Genomic DNA, 20,134 nt, shown 5'->3' on the forward strand with positions numbered 1-20,134 from the left:
GAGCAAGCGGACAGAATATCCGTCAGATGGTCACAGGCCCGGATCTGGGCGAAAGCCCAGCGGGTCCTGAACACGGCTCGATCACGTCAATGTCGCATAACGGCTCTGCACCCAGGTGCGGGGCCGTTTGCATCTAAAAGCTGGGCGGGGTGCAGGCACTGACCACTTCGCAAACCTCTGAGCCTGTGTTGCGAAACCTGTGGGGCAGGCGGCTGTCAAAAAGATACCCGTCCCCCGGCCCCAACAGGGCGGCTTTGCCATCCACCGTCACCTCAATTACACCGCGCACCACGATCCCGGCTTCTTCTCCTTCATGCGACAGCGCTTCGGGCCCCGTATCTGCGCCCGGCGGATAGGTTTCATGCAGCACTTGAAGCGCGTGGTTCTGCGCGTCCCCCAACATCCGCAGGGACAGTTTGTTGGGACTGTCAGGCGCGATTTCGGTGAATTCCTCAGCCTTATAGAACACCTTGGGCTGTTCCGCGTCCTCAAGGGTTGAGAAAAACTCAGCCATGCTGATCGGGATCGCGTCCAGAAGGCTTTTCAAAGAGGCGACAGAGGGGCTGGTTCTGTTTTGTTCAATCAACGAAATCGTTCCGTTGGTCAGTCCCGCTTTCGCCGCAAGCTCGCGTTGCGACAGGCCGCGCTCCATCCGGATGGCTTTGAGTTTTTCACCAATGTCCAACGCGACGTTCCTCGTTTGTTGGGCTGTTCCTAGCGTTCATTCGGGCGTCTGTGCCAGAAAAATCGCAAGCACCAGAGGGCTTTATCTTTCTGACAGAAAACGGGCATTGACAAGAATATTAAACGCGATGATAGGATTTTTAAACGCTACATCAGCATCTCCCATCAAAGGACTTGAACCCATGTCGAGCACTGTAAAGAAATCGGGCCGTAAGGCTGCGTCGAAAAAGACAACGGCCCGCAAAGCTGCGGCACCCCAGAGCAAAAAGGTGGCCAAAGCCATCGTCTCTGATGCCATGGCGGCTGCTGATATCTCCAATGCCCAGCTGATCGCACGGCGGGAGGCCGCGGTGCCACGGGGTGTGGCCTCGGCCGCGCCGATTTATGCCCAACATGCAGACAATGCTGAGCTTTGGGACGTGGAAGGCAACCGCTACATCGATTTCTGCGGTGGGATTGGCGTGCTGAACACCGGTCATCGCCACCCCAAGGTTGTTGCCGCTGCAAAGGCGCAAGAAGATCACTATACCCACACCTCTTTCCAGGTGGTGCCGTATGCCCCTTATATCGACCTGGCTGAGCGGCTGAACGCGCTGGCCCCAGGCGATGCGCCCAAAAAGACGCTGCTGGTGACAACCGGTGCAGAAGCCGTTGAGAACGCGGTGAAAATTGCCCGTGCCGCTACTGGCCGTCCCGGCTTGATTGCCTTTACGGGCGGGTACCATGGCCGCACGTTGCTGACGCTTGGCATGACCGGCAAGGTCGCACCGTACAAAAAGGATGTCGGACCCTTCCCCGCAGATGTCTTCCGCGCGCCTTTCCCCTCTGTGCGCGATGGGATCACGGTTGAGGATGCCATCACCGGTCTGAAAAATCTCTTTCTTACAGACGCCCAGCCCGAGCGCGTGGCGGCGATTATCATTGAGCCTGTCTTGGGCGAAGGCGGCTATGTCCCGGTGCCGTTTGAGATGATGCAACAGCTGCGCAGCATCTGTGACGCGCATGGCATTCTGCTGATTGCGGATGAGGTGCAGGCGGGCTTTGGCCGCACGGGCACCTGGTTCGCGATTGAGCATTCGGGCGTAGTACCGGATCTGATCACAGTGGCGAAATCCATGGCGGGGGGCTATCCGCTGGCGGGCGTGATTGGCCGGGCCGATGTGATGGACGCGATGGATCCAGGCGGTCTGGGGGGCACCTACGGGGGCAACCCGGTGGCCTGTGCCGCTGCATTGGCTGCCATCGACGCGATTGAGGCCGAAGGCCTGCTGGCCCGCTCCACCGCGATGGGCGAGACGCTAAAGGCGCGTTTGGCTGAGATCGGCGCGCGGTCTGCACCCTATCGGTTCTGGGACATTCGTGGGTTGGGCGCGATGGTTGCCGTGGAATTTGTCACGGATTTCGAAAGTGCGGCCCCCGATGCAGCCTTTACCAAGCAGGTCATCGCCAATGCCCTCAAACGCGGTTTGCTGCTGCTGAGCTGCGGGATGCACGGCAATGCGCTGCGGATCATGGTGCCGCTGACGGCCTCTGACGCAATTGTGGATGAGGGTCTGGCGATCCTTGAGGCGGCTGTGCAAGAGGCGGTTGCCGCAGGATACTAAGACTGCAACAGGGGCCGAAGTCTTTAAAGACTTCGTGTCGGACCCTTTAAAGGGTCCGGCCCCCTCTCCCAAAATGGCTCTAAACATCAAACGGCGCAAAGCTGTCGGCCCGCGCCCGCGCCCAGCGGCTTTTGTTGCCTTTGAAATCTTCTGCGGCGTCATCCAGCAGATAGCCTTCGGGCAGATATCCAAAGACATCACTGGCCTCAGCCATGCTCTTGTCGCCCTGCCGCAACATCAGGTGATAGGGTAAAAACTCACTGGGGTGATGCAGCCCTGCTGCTCCTGTCATTTCTCCCAACGCGTGCATGGTGTTTTGGTGGAACCGCGCCACGCGCTGGCTTTTGTCACCCACATCCAAGGCCCGCATGCGCAGCTCATCCTGCGTGGCCACGCCAACGGGACAGTGATTTGTATGGCAAGCCTGCGCCTGAATGCAGCCGATCGCAAACATAAAGCCGCGTGCTGAGTTGCACCAATCGGCACCCAACGCCAGCGCGCGGGCAATATCAAAGGCATGCACGATCTTGCCCGCAGCACCGATCTTGATCTGATCGCGGATACCCGCGCCGCGCAGGGTGTTGTGCACAAAGGTCAGCCCTTCGATCATCGGCATGCCCATGTGGTTGGAGAATTCAACGGGTGCGGCCCCTGTGCCCCCTTCGGTACCGTCCACCACGATGAAATCAGGAAAGATCTCGGTCTCCAGCATCGCCTTGACCATGCACATAAATTCACGCCGGTGCCCGATGCACAGCTTAAAGCCCACTGGCTTGCCACCTGACAGCGTCCGCAGTTGGCCGATAAATTCCATCATCTCAATTGGCGTGGAAAAGGCAGGATGCGCTGCGGGGGATACACAATCCTGACCCATCGGGATGCCACGTGCTTCGGCAATTTCTGGTGTGATTTTGGCGGCAGGCAACATGCCGCCATGACCGGGCTTTGCCCCTTGGCTCAGTTTCAGCTCAATCATCTTGATCTGATCAAGTGCTGCGGTTGCTTTGAACTTTTCAGGATCAAAACTGCCATCCGCCGCACGGCTGCCGAAATAGCCGGAGGCCAGTTGATAAATCAGGTCTCCGCCACCCTTTTTGTGATACCGGCTGACTGATCCTTCGCCGGTGTCATGGGCAAATCCACCAAGTTTTGCGCCCGTGTTCAACGCCTCAATCGCATTGGCAGAAAGCGAGCCAAAGCTCATGGCTGAGATGTTGTAAAGCGAAGCCTCATAGGGCTGCGCGCACTGGGGCCCGCCGATTTTGGTGCGAAAATCGCTGTCGGTGATGTGCACGGGCTGCACCGAATGTGTGACCCAGGAATAGCCCGCATCATAGACCCGTTCCCGCGTGCCAAAGGGGCGCGCATCTTCCTGACCTTTGGCGCGTTGATAGACCAAACTGCGGTCATCCCGGCTGAACGGTTCTTCGTCCTGATCTGATTCGATAAGGTATTGGCGGATCTCTGGGCGGATGCCTTCAAAGAAGAACCGCATGTGGCCCAAAACCGGGTAGTTTCGCAGCACCGAATGCGATGGCTGCAACACGTCATAGACCCCCATCACAGAGAGAATGCCGCAAAGCAAAAACAGCCAGAAAAACCACCCAGACCACGCCAGCGTCAGCACCAGGAAAATCAGCGTAAGTGCAACCACAGCCGCGAAAGTTGTGAAACGGGCGACGTCTTTGAAAGCTGGCATGTGATGTTCTCCACTGGCGCGATACCGCCCCGCTACTTTGCCGGGATTACGCAGCGACGCAAGTTCTTGCGCGCTCACCCTTTATTGAGGGGGCACCTTGGGGCCTTTCCGGAGGCCTCAGGCGATCTGGTTGAGTTCACCTTGCAGATGCGCGATGCTGAAGGGGTTAGGGACCAACTGTCATCATTCGGCAACGGACATATCACTGCAGACCTCGTGCGCTTGGCGCATGTGATGGTCCCTGTTCACCTTCCGCTTCTTTGCGCGTATGGGCCATGTTCACAGGCCAGAACGCAGGCATGTCGCCCGCGCTGCGCCAAATCTCTCGGAGTGTGAAAAAATGACCCCCTTCGCGATTGCAGGCGTGCAGATGTACGTCAATGCCTTGGATTCAAACGTCGATGGGATGATCCAGCGCCTGGATATCCTAATGGCCCGTTTTCCCTGGACCCAGATGGTGCTGTTCTCTGAGCTGGCACCCTATGGCCCCCTGGACCGGTTCGCGTTGCCGCCTGAGAATGAAACCATCGAACGCTTCCAGGCGGCTGCCCGCAAACACCGGGTCTGGCTGATCCCTGGGTCGATGTTCCTCAAAGATCCTGAGGATGGGCGGATCTATAACACCTCCGTGGTGATCAACCCCGAAGGCGAGGTTATTCGCCGCTACGCCAAGATGTTCCCGTTCCGCCCATATGAGGCAGGCATTGCCGCAGGAACGGAGTTCTGCGTGTTTGACGTGCCGGATGTGGGGCGGTTTGGGCTATCCATCTGCTATGACATCTGGTTCCCGGAAACCACGCGCCAACTGACCGCGCAGGGGGTCGAAGTGTTGTTGCACCCTGTATTGACCGGGACAACGGACCGGGACGCCGAACTTGCCATCGCGCGGGCCACGGCGGCGCAATTTCAGTGCTACATCTTTGATGTGAACGGCTTGGGGGCCGGGGGCGTGGGCAAATCCTGCGTTGTTGATCCCACGTCGATGGTTCTGCACCAATCTGCGGGCCAAGAGGACATGTTCCCCATTGAGATTGATCTCAACATGGTGCGCCGACAGCGCGAGACAGGGATGAAGGGCCTGGGCCAGGTGCTCAAATCCTTCCGGGATCGTTCAACAGACTTTCCCGTCTATGACCGCAGCAGCGGCACGGACGCCTATCTGCATACGCTGGGCCCCTTGGAAATCCCGCAGCAAGGCAGCCGTGCGGGCCTGCATGTGGATGTCCCAGCTGAGCGCGTGCCAGATGTGCCCGCCTTTAAGGGGCAAGAGGCGATGCCAAGCTTTGCCGCATCTGCACTCAACGCCCCTGCGGCCCCCGTTGCGGGCGTGGTTGGTGCCACACCCGTTGCCGCGGCCAAACCCACACCACCTTCCCACCCAACTCAAGCACCGGCAGAACCGGTGCGCAGGTTGGCGGGTACGGAACAAAAAACAGGCGATTAACTGTCGCATCCATCGTGGTGAACGCTGTGGCGTTCGCCTGATCGGGTGCGGACAAGATCGTCAATTGGAGACGTGAAGATGCATTCGATGAACGAATATTCCTCGGCAATTCAGCTGCGGTCAGACAGGTGGAGTGCGCTGCGCGAAGCAACCGCTGCGCTGACCCGTGATCCGGGGGCCAAGGATCGCGAAAAACTCCTTACGACCATTCAACAGCTCTTTGCCTCTCTCGCGGTTATTGAGCCTTACTGGGCCTTTCCCGGCATGGCCGCTTTTGATCACCTCAGACGGCAGTTTGACCATGGCAGTTATGAAGATCTTGCCTTTGCCACCAACCGGGTGACACGGGCGCTGACAACCGGCGCTTACCGCCGTCGGCATATCCCGCTGGAGCGCGACAGCATTGATCACGAAGAGGAAGATGAGGCGATTTTGCCGCCCGAAGCGCGGGCAATGGCAAAACCCTATTTCGAAGTGCTGATCGTGGATAACGTCAATGAACAACAAGAGCGTTGGCTAAAGTCCAATATGAACCGCATGCGGCGCTCTGAGGATCCGTTCATTTATGAGCCGGTTGTGGTCAACAGTCTTGAGGATGCGCTGATTGCCGTTCTGTTTAACCACAACATTCAGGCGATTGTTGTACGCCCCGGTTTGACGCTGAAATCAAAGACCGATCAGGACATTCTAACCCGCTACCTTGCCCGTGCCGGTGGTCGTGATGAAATTGATGCGCTGACCCCAGAAAGCTATGGGCCTGAGCTGTGCCGTATGGTTGCCAAGGTCCGCCCTGAGCTTGATGCCTATCTGGTCACGGAACGCTCAGTTGAGGATATCGCGGGCCTTGATCTGGGGATCTGCAGGCGGGTTTTTTACAACCAAGAAGACTTTATGGAACTGCACCTCAACATCTTGCGCGGGGTGCAGGCGCGCAACAAATCGCCGTTCTTCACGGCGCTGGTAGAATACTCCAAACAGCCCACGGGCGTGTTTCACGCGATGCCGATCAGCCGGGGTAAATCCATCACCCGGTCGCATTGGATCCAGGATATGGGCGCCTTTTACGGCCCCAACATCTTTCTGGCCGAAACCTCCGCCACGTCCGGCGGGCTCGATTCCCTGCTGGAGCCACATGGCCCGATCAAAGAGGCGCAAGAGCTTGCCGCGCGGGCCTTTGGGGCGAAACAGACATTCTTTGCCACCAACGGCACCTCAACCTGTAACAAGATCGTGGTGCAGGCGCTGATCAAACCGGGCGACATCGTGCTGGTCGACCGTGATTGTCATAAATCACACCACTACGGCATGGTGCTGGCCGGTGCGCAGGTGTGTTATTTGGACAGCTATCCGCTCAATGAATACTCCATGTATGGCGCGGTGCCGCTGAAAGAGATCAAGCATCGCCTGCTAGAGCTGAAGGCAGCTGGCAAGCTGGATCAGGTTCGCATGCTGCTGTTAACGAACTGCACGTTCGATGGGCTTGTCTACAACGTCGAACGGGTGATGGAGGAATGCCTGGCCATCAAGCCAGACCTCATTTTCCTGTGGGATGAAGCATGGTTTGCCTTTGCCCGCTTCGGTCCCACCTATCGCCAGCGCACCGGCATGGAGGCGGCCAACCGCTTACGGGCCAAACTCCGCTCTGACAGCCACACCCGGCTTTATGAAGCACAGCAAAGCCTGCTGGCCGATGCAGACGATGACACGCTGCTGAACACCCGGCTGATACCGCCACCGGGCGCACGGGTCAGGGTGTATACCACGCAATCCACCCATAAAACGCTGACGTCTTTGCGTCAGGGCTCCATGATCCACGTCAACGATCAGGATTTCAAAGGGGAAGTCGAACAGAGCTTTCACGAAGCCTACATGACCCACACGTCAACCTCGCCGAACTACCAGATCATCGCATCCCTGGATGTGGGGCGTCGTCAAGTGGAGCTGGAAGGCTTTGAGTTTGTCCAACGCCAGCTGGAGGCCGCGATGTCCATGCGGCGCGCGATCATGGAACATCCGCTGCTACGCAAGTATTTCAAAGTGCTTACCGCAGGTGACATGATCCCCGAAGCCCACCGTGAAAGCGGCGTGACGAGCTATTATGACGTGGAACAGGGCTGGACCGATATGTGGGACAGCTGGGAACAAGACGAATTCGTCCTGGATCCGACACGCATCACGCTTGCTGTGGGCGGCACGGGCTGGGATGGCGATACCTTCAAGACCGATATCTTGATGGATAAATACGGCATCCAGATCAACAAGACCTCGCGCAATACCGTTCTGTTTATGACGAACATCGGCACCACGCGATCCTCTGTCGCCTATCTGATTGAGGTGCTGGTCGAGATTGCCAAATCTTTGGACGAACGCCTGGATGACGCCAGCCGGATGGAACGGATGAGCTTTGAAAAGCGCGTCACCAACCTGATGGAGCATTATCCCCCCTGCCGGATTTCAGCCGCTTTCACGATGCGTTCAAGGCCCAAGGCACGCCCGAGGGCGACATCAGAACGGCCTATTACCTCAGTTATGATGATGAAAACTGCGACTATCTCGATCTGAACGGATCGCTCAAAGACGCGATGGAGGCGGGCGATACCATCGTTTCGGCCAGCTTCATCATCCCCTATCCCCCTGGCTTCCCCATCCTGGTCCCCGGACAGGTGATCAGCGCCGAAATCCTCGATTTCATGCGCGCCTTGGATGTGAGCGAAATCCACGGATACCGCCCCGATCTGGGGCTGCGGGTATTCACCCAAGAGGCGTTGGATTCCGTCCACGCCAAACGAAATTAACGGAAAAAAAGGACCCCAAACATGGCAACAGTTCTCAAGAATATCTCAGAAATTCGCCGGTTCTTTCACCGAAACGAAGACCCGGTGTATTTCATTTCCGCGACCAACTTTAACCTTCTTGGCCTGGATGAGTGGGTCAAAAACTTCAAATACATCTGCTACATCGACTGTTACGGCGGCAAGCACCCCAATGTGTTCTGCCCCTCCGAACAACCCCATGCTGAGTTTCAGTCGATTGAGGACATCAACAACTACCTGTTGCAGCACAAAGAGGTGATTGATTTTATCAAGCGCCGTGGCGGCAAGCCCAAGTTTGTTTTCCTGATGTTTGATGAGGAAACAGAGCGGCTGTCAAAAGAGCTGGGGGCCTCTGTCTGGTTCCCCAAAGCCAAGCTGCGCACCAAGATGGACAACAAGATCGAAACCGTCCGCATCGGCAACAAAGCGGGCGTGCCTTCGGTGCCCAATACCTTGGCCGAAGTGAAGTCTTATGAGGATCTGCAAAAGACCTGCGAAAAGGCCGGGCTGGGCCATGATCTGGTGCTGCAATCCGCCTTTGGCGACAGCGGCCACACCACCTTCTTTATCAAATCCGAGGCGGACTTCCGCCGTCATGAAAGTGAGATCATCGGCGAAGGTGAGATCAAGATCATGAAGCGCATCGACTGTCGCGGGGCCGCGATTGAGGCCTGCGCGACCAAAGAAGGCACCATTGTCGGGCCATTGATGACCGAACTGGTCGGCTTTAAAGAGCTGACCCCCTATCGCGGCGGCTGGTGCGGCAATGAAATTCTGGCCACAGCCTTTCCGCCCAAGGTGCGTGAGCGTGCGCGCGAGCTGACCTTTAAATTCGGTGAGCAGCTGCGCAAAGAAGGCTATCGAGGCTATTTTGAACTGGATTTTCTGATCGACAAAAAGACCGGCGATCTGTGGCTCGGAGAGTTGAACCCAAGGATCACGGGTGCCTCTTCCATGACCAACCATGCGGCCTTTGCCCATGCGGATGCGCCGCTTTTCCTGTTCCACCTGCTTGAGTTCTCAAAGAAGAAATTCAACCTGGATGTGGATGAGCTGAACGCCCGTTGGGCGGACCCCGCCAACATCGACGGTTGGTCGCAGATGGTGATCAAACACACCGACGACAGCGTCGACATCTGCACCCAAGCGCCTGAGACCGGCATCTATAAGATGCGCGAAGACGGCTCTGTGGTCTTTGACCGTTTCGATTATCACCGCCGCGCTGTAGAATCGGAGAATGAGGCGTTCTTCCTACGCATCCTGCAGCCGGGCGATTACCGTTATGAAGGCGCGGACATTGGCATCCTGGTCACGCGCGGCCGCTCCATGACCAAGTCTTTCCAGCTGAATGAGCGGGCGAAAAAGTGGATCCACGGCATCAAGCAAGGTGTTGATGGTCAGCCGCTGCCCACTGCGCAAGCGGGTCCAGCACTGGCTGATCCCGCGTTCAAGATCCTCTGACGTAGGGCCCGATGTACTGGCGCGCGCTTCATGAAGAAACGCCCGGTCCCAAGTGGGCCGGGCTTTTCGCCGAATATTGGCCTGACTATCGCACCTGGTGGTTGAAGGAAGGCGAAGAGGCGCGCCCCACCTATGCCGAATGCGTGCGCGCCTTGCGGCTGCACATGCCCGAACTGATGCCGCTTTACGAAGAGCTTTGTGGGCTGGCGGGCGGTGGCGATCATGCCGCGCGGTTCCTCAGCTTTTACAATCCGCCGCCCTACCTTTCGGGCTGTTCGCAAGCGATCTGGGCGGGCAAAGAACCGGTGATGGTGCGCAACTATGACTATAACCCCAACGCCTTTGACCAGCTGGTGCTGCACACGTCCTGGCAGGGGCGCAGGGTGCTGGGCGTCTCGGACGGGTTGTGGGGGTTGGTTGACGGGATGAATGACGCAGGCCTTGCGATCTCGCTCACCTTCGGGGGCGGCGCGTTGTGGGCCAAGGCTTTGGCGTGCCCTTGATCCTGCGCTATGTCTTGCAAACCTGCGAAACCGTGGACGAAGCCACCGCCGTTCTGGCCCGGGTGCCCACGCATATGAGCTATAACGTGACCGTTCTGGACCGGAAGCGGAACTATGCCACCGCCATGATGGGCCCCGACCGCGAAACGCTGATAACCCATGCGGCTGTCGCCACGAACCACCAGGAAAATGTGGAATGGGTCAGCCACGCACGTTTCACTGCCACCGTGGAGCGAGAGCGCTATCTGCTGAACCGGCTACGGATGCACAAAGACCCGCAGGACAAATTCATCGGTGCGTTTTTGAAGCCGCCGCTTTATTCCACTGCGTTCAAAGCGGGGTTTGGCACGCTCTACACCGCGGTTTACCGCCCGCGAAAGCAAGAGTTTGAGTTGCGCTGGCCTGGCACCGTCTGGGCCTTGTCATTGGATGCATTTGTAGAAGGCGCACGCGAGGTGCTGATCCCGGGGGCGGCATGAAAACAGCTGGCTGATCTGGGGGCAGATGTGATCTGCGTGGACAGCGCGGCATGACATCACCGATCTGGGCCTTACCCCTGCGCAACTGCGTGCCGCTAGCCTGAGTTAGCCGTGTAAGTCCCAGCAGATTTCCTGTATCGTCCCACCATGAAAGACTTTTCCGAGGCACCCAGCCCCGCGTTGCTGGACGATCTGATCGTCTGCCCGCAATGCGACGCGGCTTACCGGATGAAAAAGCCGCAACATGGTGAGCGCGCGGTATGCCAGCGCTGCCATAAGGTGCTTATTGCGCCGCGCCGCAACGCAGGCCTGCACATCATTGCGGTGGCCTTGGCGGTGTTTTTCTTGATCATCGGGGCGGCTGTCTTTCCGTTTCTGACGATTGATGCCGCAGGCAACAAAAACGCAGTGTCGATCCTGGATGCGGCCTTGGCCTTTAGCGGGGGGCCGATGATCTTGCTGTCACTGGCCACCGCTGCGCTGATCATCTTTGTGCCCTTGGTGCGCGTGCTGCTGACGCTTTATGTGCTGGTCCCGCTTGTCTTGGACCGCCCCGCCGCCCGTCACGCCATCCCTGCCTTCCGCCTGTCTGAGGCATTGCGCCCCTGGTCGATGGCGGAAATCTTTGCAATTGGCTGTGCCGTGGCCTTGGTCAAAATCACGGATCTGGCCAATGTTGCTTTTGGTCCGGCGTTCTGGATGTTTGGTATTTTGGTTGTTCTGGTCATCGCCCAGGACACGTTCATGGATAAATGGTCAGTATGGCATCGCCTGGAACATCCCAAGACATCGTAAGCGCGCGTGATCTGGGCATCGTCGCCTGCCGCCGGTGCACCAAGGCCTCGCCCATGGGCACCGCCCGCTGCCCGCGCTGCGGCCACAAGCTGCAATCGCGTGATCCGCTAAGCTTGCAGCGGGTCTGGGCGTTCTGGGTTGTCGGGATCATTTGCTACATCCCGGCGAACCTCTACCCAATGCTCAGCACCCGCACCCTGTTCCAGGTGGAGGAAAGCACCATCATCGGCGGCGCGGTTGAGATTGCGCATTACGGAAATTACGGCATCGCCGCGATCATCCTCTTTGCCTCTGTCGTGATCCCCTTGGCCAAATTCTGGGCCATCGCCTTTCTGGCGCTCAGCCTCAAAGAACCGGCGCTGATGTCGAAATCCCGCCGCCAGCTTGTTTATGAGGTGGTCGAATACATCGGGCGCTGGTCGATGATCGATATCTTTGTCGTTGCCATCCTGTCGGCACTTGTGCAACTCCAGTCCTTGGCATCAATCCAGCCGGGGCCAGCCAGTATTTTCTTTGCCCTATCGGTGATATTCACGATGCTTTCTGCGCAAGCCTTTGATTCCCGTTTGATTTGGGATGTTCAGGTGAAAAAGGATCCGGTCCCGGATGAATGACAACATACCACAGGTTTCGATATCGCCTTTGCGCAAGGCGTTTCTGAGCGGCGCGTCAGTTGTCTGGATCATCCCGCTGCTGGCCCTGATTGGTGCCTTGTTCGTCGCTTGGCAAAGCTACAATGCCCGTGGGCCATTGATCGAAGTGGAATTCGAACAGGGTGCCGGCATCAAGGCTGGTGAGACTGAGCTGCGTTACCGCGATGTGACCGTGGGCGTGGTGGAGAAGGTCGGCTTTACAGCCGGTCTGGAGCGGGTCACGGCCAGCGTGCGTGTGGACAAAGAGGTGGCCCCCTTTATCGACAGCGGCGCGGTGTTCTGGATCGTCCAGCCAGAGGTTTCAGCACAAGGGATCACAGGGCTGAGCACGGTGCTCAGCGGGGTCTATATCGAAGGATCCTGGGATGATGTGCCCGGACCTGCGCTTGAACGGTGGCAAGGCTCCACTCAGGCACCGCTGATCCGCGCAGGCCAGACCGGGCTTGAGATTGCGTTTCGTACCGTGGCCAATGGTCAGCTCACCGACAACGCGCCGATCCTTTATAAAGGTATTGAGGTTGGCCGTGTGGGCCGCGCCCGCATCGCGCCACGCGGCAACTTCGCCATCGTAGAGGCGTTGATCTATGAAGAACACCGCGGCCTGATCAACCAATCGACCCGGTTCTGGGATACATCCGGCTTTAGCGTCACCATTGGGCCCGCGGGGGCCGAGATTGATTTTTCCTCCATCGCCACGCTGGTGGGCGGCGGCGTGACGTTTGACACCTTTGTCTCTGGTGGGGGCAGGGTGCAGGACGGCACAGTTTTTGAGGTCTACCCAGATCGCGATTCAGCGCGCGATTCGCTCTTTAACGCCTCCGAGGTGGAGCCGCTGGAGATCAGCGTGGTCTTTGATGACAACATCTCTGGTCTGGTGGTTGGCGCCCCCGTTGAACTTAGCGGCCTGCGCATTGGCGAGGTTTCTTCGCTGACTGGCGTGGTCGATTTTGAGCAGTTTGGCGACAGCCGCGTGCGGCTTGCGGCCAACCTGTCCATCCAACCTGCGCGCCTGGGTCTGCCCGGCGACGTCAGCGCCGCCAATGCATTTGCCTTTTTGCAAAGCCAGGTGGCTGCGGGCCTGCGCGCGCGCCTGGCATCGGCCAGTTTGCTCACCGGTGGGCTGAAAGTGGAATTCGTGATGGTCGATGGCGCGCCCGGTGCCAGTTTGCTGAGCGTGACCGAAGGTCTGCCCGTGATGCCCACCACCGAGAACGAAACAACAGATACCGCTGCTACCGTCGAAGGTGTGTTCAGCCGGATCAACAACCTGCCCATCGAAGAGCTTTTGAACGCCGCCATCGCATTCCTTGATTCCGCCGATGCCTTTATCTCGGACCCTGATTTGGTCGACACGCCCATGGATGTGCGGCTGCTACTGGCAGATCTGCGCGGGTTGGTGACTTCAGAGGATGTCAAAAACATCCCCATCTCACTTAACGCGACCCTTTCGCGGGTTGAGGATCTGGTGGCTGAGCTTGAAAAAGAACGCATCGCGACCAAACTTGCCGCCCTCGTCGATGACGCAACCCAAGCGGTGGGGAGCGTCGAGGCCTCTGTTGTGGGCCTGCCAGAGCTGACCGCGCGCATTACCGCTGTCGCCGCACAGATTGAGGCGCTGCCGCTCGATACGCTGGTAGCAGAGGTGACCGACCTCAGCCAGTCGGCGGCCACGATCCTCAGCAATGAAGACGTGCGCGAAACCCCTGCCGAAGTGCGCCAATTGCTGGCAGATGTGCGCGGGTTGGTAACCTCAGAGGACATGCGCAACGTGCCCGTCGCACTCAACGCGACGCTGCGCCGTGTTGAGGCGCTGACCGCGCAGCTGGAAGAGGACCGCATCGCGTCCAAGCTGTCCTCGGTATTGGACGATGCCGCCGCCGCCGCACAGGCGGTTGAAGGATCGGTCGAAGGTGTCCCCGCCCTTGTTGAACAAATCGCAGCCGTGGCCGCAAAGGCAGAAAGCCTTGCGGTGGATGAACTGATCACAGAGCTTGCCGCGCTGACCCGGTCCGCAGACGCCATTATCGCCACAGAAGATGCCGTGGCCCTGCCAGGATCGCTCAAACGCGCCTTGGATGAGCTGAACTACACCCTGCAAGAACTGCGCGAAGGCGGTGCGATTGATAACGTGAACCAAACGCTTGCCTCGGCCCGGAATGCCGCTGACAGCATTGCGCTCTCCTCCAAAGATTTGCCCCAGATTGTTGAGCGTCTTACACGTCTCTTTGATCAGGCGGGCCGCACCATCGAAGGCTACAATAAAGGCGATGAGCTAAGCCGCTCCGCCCAAGCCGCCCTGCGCGATATTCAGAAAGCCGCCGATGCCCTTGCGTCTTTGGCCCGGACCATAGAACGTAACCCGAATTCGCTCTTGCTTGGACGTTGACCATGACTTTCGCTGCCCGCTTTATTGCGCTGCCCCTTCTTGCTTTGCTTGCCGCCTGCGGTGCACCAGCGGACCGGTTTGCCGTGATCACCCCAGAGGTGACGCAGAAGGTGCGCATTGATTTCGCCTCAGTGCAGGTCAATGATGTGTCGCTGCCCAGCTATGCCGCAGCTGACGAAATTCACCTGCAGGCCGAAGACGGTACATTGACCAGCTCAACGGATGTGCTGTGGGCCGATGCACCCGAACGGGCCATTGCGCTTGAGCTTAGCCAGAACTTGGCCCGCCTAACAGGCCGCCGCATCGCATCAGAGCCCTGGCCGTTCGAAGAGTTTGCCCAGGCCCGTCTTGAGGTGCGGTTCGCTGAATTGGTGGCAACCAGCACAGGCGCTTTCCGCACCTCTGGTCAGTATTTCGTGGCTGTGCGGGAAGGCGGGCGTGAAAGGTCTGGTCTTTTCGATCTATCGGTTCCCTTTGACCCCACAGGTGGGCCAACAGCCATTGCCCGCGCGCGGGTCAGCTGATCCTGGATCTGTCGACGTTTATTGCCAAAAACGGTCTTTGACGGGCGGCGATTTCTTTAAAGAAATCGCACCGAACTCTTTAAAGAGTTCGGCACCCTGCGCAAAATCAGAAATCTAGGTTTTCCACGCTCAACGCATTTTGCTGAATGAATTCCCGACGCGGCTCCACCACGTCGCCCATCAGCTTGGTAAAGAGATCATCCGCCTCGGCCATGTCCTCCACCTTCACCTGCAGCAGCGTCCGCGCATCCGGGTCCAGGGTGGTTTCCCACAGCTGGTCGGGGTTCATTTCGCCAAGACCCTTGTAGCGCTGCAACGACAGCCCCTTTTCGCCCTCAGTCAGGACCGCATCCAGCAAATCCATCGGCCCATGGATCAGCTGCGTCCGGTCGCGCCGCACCAAGGTGGCAGGCAGGTTATAGACGTCCTGCAAATGCTCGGTGAAACTGCCCGATTTCTTCGCCTCACCCGACCGCAGCATTTTGCCGTCCAAGGTGCGTACCTCTTCCACACCGCGCAGGATGCGCGCCAGCTTGATGCCGTGATCCTGCGTGATCCGCCCCTGCCAGCCGCGCTCATATTCCAAGGCGATCAAGTTCAGCCGTGTGGCAACCTTGTCCGCGACACCTTGCAGGTCGCGGTCCACGGCGCCGGGTACGAAGGCTCCCGCGATTGCGGCCTGTTCCAGGATATGGCGCGGATAATGCGTCGGAAACGCCTCCAGCACGCGCCGCATTTGCCGCGCCAAATCGACAACCCGCGCCAGGTCCGCGCCTGAGATTTCTTCGCCGTTGCCCTGCTGCAGCATCGCCCCTTCGATGCCTTGGTTGACCAGGTAATCCTCCATCGCGGCCTGATCCTTGAGATACACCTCAGACTTGCCGCGAGACACCTTATAAAGCGGGGGCTGCGCAATATAGAGATGCCCGTTCTCAATCAGTTCAGGCATTTGCCGGTAGAAGAACGTCAGCAGCAGCGTCCGAATATGCGCGCCGTCCACGTCCGCATCCGTCATGATGACGATCTTGTGGTAGCGCAGCTTGGAGATATCAAATTCGTCCCGTCCGATCCCTGTGCCCAGCGCCATCACCAGATTGCCGATCTCCTGACTGGATAGCATCCGGTCAAAGCGGGCGCGCTCCACGTTTAGGATCTTACCTTTCAGGGGCAGGATGGCCTGCGTTTGCCGGTCCCGCCCGGTTTGTGCCGATCCGCCTGCGCTGTCGCCCTCCACCAGGAAGACTTCGGTTTTGGCGGGGTCTTTTTCGGAACAATCCTTCAGCTTGCCAGCAAGAAAGTTCACATCCATTGCCGTCTTGCGCCGTGTCAGCTCACGTGCTTTGCGCGCGGCTTCTCGGGCCTGCGCGGCCTCAATGATCTTGCCAACGATGATCTTGGCCTCATTGGGGTTCTCTTCAAACCACTCGGCCAGCTTTTCGTTCATCAACCCTTCGACCGCCGGGCGCACCTCAGACGAGACAAGCTTGTCCTTGGTCTGAGAGCTGAACTTTGGGTCCGGCACTTTCACACTCAGAACGCAGGTCAGCCCTTCGCGGGCATCGTCACCGGTAAAGTTGACCTTTTCTTTCTTGGCGATGCCTGAGGACTGCGCGTAGTTGTTGATCGTCCGCGTCAGCGCGCCCCGAAAGCCAGCCATATGGGTGCCGCCATCGCGCTGGGGGATGTTGTTGGTAAAGGGCAGGACATTTTCGTGATAGCTGTCGTTCCACCACATGGCGACTTCGACACCGATCTCATCCCGCTCGCCTTGCACAAAAATCGGCTCTGGCATGACAGAGCTTTTGTTGCGGTCGAGGTATTTGACAAATTCCTTCACGCCGCCTTCGTAAAACAGTTCCGTCCGCAGTGCTTCAACAGGCCGTTCATCCTGCAAAATGATCCGCACACCGGAATTCAGGAACGCCAGTTCGCGCAGACGTTTTTCCAGCGTCTCAAAGGAGTATTCCAGGTTTGAGAACGTCTCAGTAGAGGCGAGAAAGCGCACCTCTGTGCCGGTGCGATCGGTCTCACCCACCACTTCGAGGTGTTTGGTGGTAAACCCACCCTCAAACCGGGCCACATGTTCTTTGCCTTCGCGCCAGATACGCAGCTCCAACCAATCAGAAAGGGCGTTCACCACGGAAACCCCAACCCCGTGAAGGCCGCCGGACACCTTGTAGGAATTACTGTCAAATTTCCCGCCCGCGTGCAGCTGGGTCATGATCACCTCAGCAGCCGAAACGCCTTCTTCTTCGTGAATACCCACCGGAATGCCCCGGCCATTATCGCTGACAGAGACGGAGTTATCTTCGTGAATGGTGACCGTCACAGCATCCGCGTGACCGGCCAAAGCTTCATCAATTCCGTTGTCGACAACCTCATAGACCATATGGTGCAAACCAGACCCGTCGTCGGTGTCACCGATGTACATCCCAGGGCGTTTGCGAACCGCCTCTAAGCCTTTGAGAACTTTGATAGAATCGGCACCGTATTCTGCGGGTGTCTGCTCGTTTTCGGACATTTGGAAAAACCTTCGCCTTTTGACCTATTTATAGTGGTTTTTCGGGGTGTTGTCACGCAACTGCCACAAGATTTTGTGGCTCAGATACCCGTGCTACTGCAGGCGCTTTACGGTTGATGTGCCACCTTCTTCTGTGACTTCCAAAAGCTGTGTTCGATCGCCCAGGGCTGCGAACATTTCAGGCCCGGTTCCGGTCATCCAGGCCTGCGCGCCCAAGGCGCAAATCTCATCATAAAGGGCGGCTTGTCGGCCTGCATCCAGATGGGCTGAGACCTCATCCAGCAGCAACAAGGGTGGCGCGCCAAAGTCATCCGCCAGCGCCCGCGCATTCGCCAGGATGAGCGAAACCAGCAACGCCTTCTGTTCCCCTGTTGAGCAATCCTTGGCGGGCACGTCCTTGGCCGCATAGACGCCGTAGAGATCTGCACGGTGCGGTCCGATCAACGTCCGCCCCGCTGCGATGTCACGCTGGCGGTTATCCGCGAGCGCGGCTTGCAGATCAGAGACGTCCGTTGGCATATCGCATATTAGGCTAAGCGTGGCGGCGGGAAAGGCCGTCTGCGCCTGGTTCTGAGCCGTCTCCAGCGCGGCCAACGCCGCCAGGCGGGCGGCATGGATGGCGGCACCCGCTTCGGCCATACGGGCCTCCAGCGCGGCATACCAAGACGGCTCGCGCACCATGTCTTTCAACAAGCGGTTCCGCTCGCGCATGGCTTTTTCATAGCTCAGCGCGTTCTCGGCGTGATCTGGCATAAAACTCAGCGTCATCCGGTCCAGAAACCGCCTGCGCCCTTCGGCCCCTTCAATCCACAGCCTGTCCATCGCCGGGATCAGCCACAGCACCCGCGCAATGCGCCCCAACGCTGTTTGAGGGGCCGCCTTGCTGTCGATCCGGGTCTGCCGTGCAGCACCCTCCTCGGACCAGATCTCCAGCTCATGGGGCTGCGCCAGGCTGTGCAAGACGCCAGTGACCTTCCAGCCCAGCGCCTCAGGCCGGCGCGTCATGTCCTGCGCGCTGGACCGGCGCAAGCCGCGACCCGGTGACAACAGAGAAATGGCTTCAAGGATGTTGGTTTTGCCCGCTCCGTTGGGGCCATGGATCGCGACAGGCCGCGCATCACAGTCAATCACAGCCCGCAGGTGCGAGCGAAAGTGCGATAGGCTGAGCTGTGATAAATATTGCCCTGTCATGGTCTGGCCTCGTTTCCGTTAAAGGAAACGCCCCGAAGACCGCAAAATCTTCGGCTCCAAGCCGGCTCTGCGCCGCAGAACATCGATTTCTTTAAAGAAATCGCAACGGACCTTTCAAAAGGTCCGCCCCGCTCAAACACGCATCGGCATGACCACATAGACAGCCGACTGATCATTGCCTTCCCGCATCAGCGTCGGATCACCCGAGGAGTTGAACAGGAATACCGCGTTTTCCCGGTCCACCTGACTGGCGATCTCCAAGAGGTATTTGGCGTTGAACCCGATCTCCAGCCGCTCATCCCCATAGGCAACGACCAGCTCTTCTTCCGCCGCACCGCTGTCTGGCGCGTTGACCGACAGCACCAGCTTATCCTCGTCCAGCTGCAGCTTTACCGCGCGCGACCGTTCTGAACTGACGGTTGCCACACGGTCCACGGCCTGGGCAAAATCTGAGGCGTCCACTTCCATCTTGCGGGTATTCCCCTGCGGGATCACACGGGTGTAATCCGGGAAGGTGCCATCGATTACTTTCGACGTGAGCGTGATCTCTGGCGTGGCAAAGCGTACCTTGGTCTCTGATACAGAAACGGCGATCTTCATCTCATCGTCATCAAGCAGCTTGCGCAGCTCACCGACCGTTTTGCGCGGTACAATGACGCCGGGCATATCGCTCGCACCCTCTGGCAGATCTGCATCAATGCGGGCCAACCGGTGGCCATCTGTGGCCACGCAGCGCAAAACCTTGCCGCCATCCGCCTCAGACACATGCATATACACACCGTTGAGGTAATATCGTGTCTCTTCCGTCGAAATCGCAAACTTGGATTTATCAAAGAGCCGCCGCAGTTCCGGCGCGGCAGCGCTGAAGTTCGACGCATATTCCGATGAGGCCATCACCGGGAAATCTTCTTTTGGCAACGTGGCGAGCGAAAAGTTGGACCGCCCCGCTTCAACCGTCATCCGGCCAGCCGCCGTATCCGCGGTCAGGCTGATCAGCGCCCCATCGGGCAGCTTGCGCACAATTTCATGCAGCAGCGTGGCGGATACCGTCGTGGCCCCCGCGCGTTCCACCTGAGCGGCGGCTTTGTCCACCACCTCAATATCTAGGTCAGTTGCCCGGAAAGACACATCGCTGCCTTCTGCCTCAATCAGTACATTTGCCAGGATCGGGATCGTATTGCGCCGTTCCACAACCGATTGGGCTTGGCTGACAGCCTTAAGCAGCGCCGCACGTTCGATGCTGAATTTCATGGACCTTCTCCCTCAGGACTGCCGGGACAGGCAGACTACCCAGTTCCCCCGCTTGCGCAAGACTTTTGGTGTGTTGCCAGAAGGATTGCAAGAGATGGTGGCATGCCCCCCTGCGGATTGCCACAG

General features: G+C 58.4%; 12 protein-coding genes and 2 pseudogenes. 9 read left to right on the forward strand and 5 right to left on the reverse strand.

Annotated features, from left to right (window positions below):
* Positions 1-133 precede the first annotated feature (133 nt).
* Positions 134-685: a cupin domain-containing protein gene (locus ACZ1HM_RS01690; protein ID WP_472740877.1), complete on the reverse strand. Its 552-nt coding sequence runs from the start codon at positions 683-685 to the stop codon at positions 134-136.
* 181 nt (positions 686-866) lie between these two features.
* Here ACZ1HM_RS01690 and gabT point away from each other — a divergent pair, with 181 nt between their 5' ends.
* The gene (gene gabT, locus ACZ1HM_RS01695) at positions 867-2,288 is read left to right on the forward strand and encodes a 4-aminobutyrate--2-oxoglutarate transaminase (protein WP_472740879.1); all 1,422 of its coding nucleotides are present in this window, start codon (positions 867-869) and stop codon (positions 2,286-2,288) included.
* Between the two features lie 79 nt (positions 2,289-2,367).
* Here the strand turns inward: gabT and ACZ1HM_RS01700 are convergent, their stop codons facing one another.
* Complete coding sequence (locus tag ACZ1HM_RS01700) at positions 2,368-3,987, reverse strand: FMN-binding glutamate synthase family protein (protein ID WP_472740881.1); 1,620 nt, start codon at positions 3,985-3,987, stop codon at positions 2,368-2,370.
* 340 nt (positions 3,988-4,327) lie between these two features.
* Between ACZ1HM_RS01700 and ACZ1HM_RS01705 the strand changes: the two genes are divergently transcribed.
* From ACZ1HM_RS01705 to ACZ1HM_RS01740, 8 genes and pseudogenes are all read left to right on the forward strand, one after another.
* The gene (locus ACZ1HM_RS01705) at positions 4,328-5,431 is read left to right on the forward strand and encodes a carbon-nitrogen hydrolase family protein (RefSeq protein WP_472740883.1); all 1,104 of its coding nucleotides are present in this window, start codon (positions 4,328-4,330) and stop codon (positions 5,429-5,431) included.
* Positions 5,432-5,509: 78 nt separating this feature from the next.
* Positions 5,510-8,226, forward strand: a pseudogene (locus ACZ1HM_RS01710) (aminotransferase class I/II-fold pyridoxal phosphate-dependent enzyme).
* A gap of 21 nt (positions 8,227-8,247) precedes the next feature.
* Positions 8,248-9,705, forward strand: coding sequence for a biotin carboxylase (locus ACZ1HM_RS01715; protein ID WP_472740885.1), 1,458 nt, complete (start codon positions 8,248-8,250; stop codon positions 9,703-9,705).
* An 11-nt stretch (positions 9,706-9,716) separates the two neighbouring features.
* Positions 9,717-10,687, forward strand: a pseudogene (locus ACZ1HM_RS01720) (C45 family autoproteolytic acyltransferase/hydolase).
* 147 nt (positions 10,688-10,834) lie between these two features.
* Complete coding sequence (locus ACZ1HM_RS01725) at positions 10,835-11,482, forward strand: paraquat-inducible protein A (RefSeq protein ID WP_472740887.1); 648 nt, start codon at positions 10,835-10,837, stop codon at positions 11,480-11,482.
* Positions 11,440-12,096 (forward strand): paraquat-inducible protein A, encoded by a 657-nt coding sequence (locus tag ACZ1HM_RS01730; RefSeq protein WP_472740889.1) that lies wholly within the window; start codon positions 11,440-11,442, stop codon positions 12,094-12,096. The genes ACZ1HM_RS01725 and ACZ1HM_RS01730 overlap by 43 nt, the downstream gene beginning before the upstream one ends.
* Positions 12,089-14,521, forward strand: coding sequence for a PqiB family protein (locus ACZ1HM_RS01735; RefSeq protein ID WP_472740891.1), 2,433 nt, complete (start codon positions 12,089-12,091; stop codon positions 14,519-14,521). The genes ACZ1HM_RS01730 and ACZ1HM_RS01735 overlap by 8 nt, the downstream gene beginning before the upstream one ends.
* A 2-nt stretch (positions 14,522-14,523) precedes the next feature.
* Positions 14,524-15,045, forward strand: a complete 522-nt coding sequence (locus tag ACZ1HM_RS01740) for a PqiC family protein (RefSeq protein WP_472740893.1) — start codon at positions 14,524-14,526, stop codon at positions 15,043-15,045.
* A 106-nt stretch (positions 15,046-15,151) separates the two neighbouring features.
* On the opposite strand, the gene gyrB is transcribed toward ACZ1HM_RS01740, so the two are convergent.
* From gyrB to dnaN, 3 genes are all read right to left on the reverse strand, one after another.
* Positions 15,152-17,566, reverse strand: coding sequence for a DNA topoisomerase (ATP-hydrolyzing) subunit B (gene gyrB / locus ACZ1HM_RS01745; RefSeq protein WP_472740895.1), 2,415 nt, complete (start codon positions 17,564-17,566; stop codon positions 15,152-15,154).
* A gap of 93 nt (positions 17,567-17,659) precedes the next feature.
* On the reverse strand, positions 17,660-18,757 hold the full coding sequence (gene recF, locus ACZ1HM_RS01750; RefSeq protein WP_472740897.1) for a DNA replication/repair protein RecF: 1,098 nt from the start codon (positions 18,755-18,757) through the stop codon (positions 17,660-17,662).
* A gap of 132 nt (positions 18,758-18,889) precedes the next feature.
* Positions 18,890-20,008, reverse strand: coding sequence for a DNA polymerase III subunit beta (gene dnaN / locus ACZ1HM_RS01755; protein WP_472740899.1), 1,119 nt, complete (start codon positions 20,006-20,008; stop codon positions 18,890-18,892).
* Positions 20,009-20,134: the final 126 nt, after the last annotated feature.

The sequence above is a fragment of the Sulfitobacter sp. GN1-4 genome (assembly GCF_055693825.1).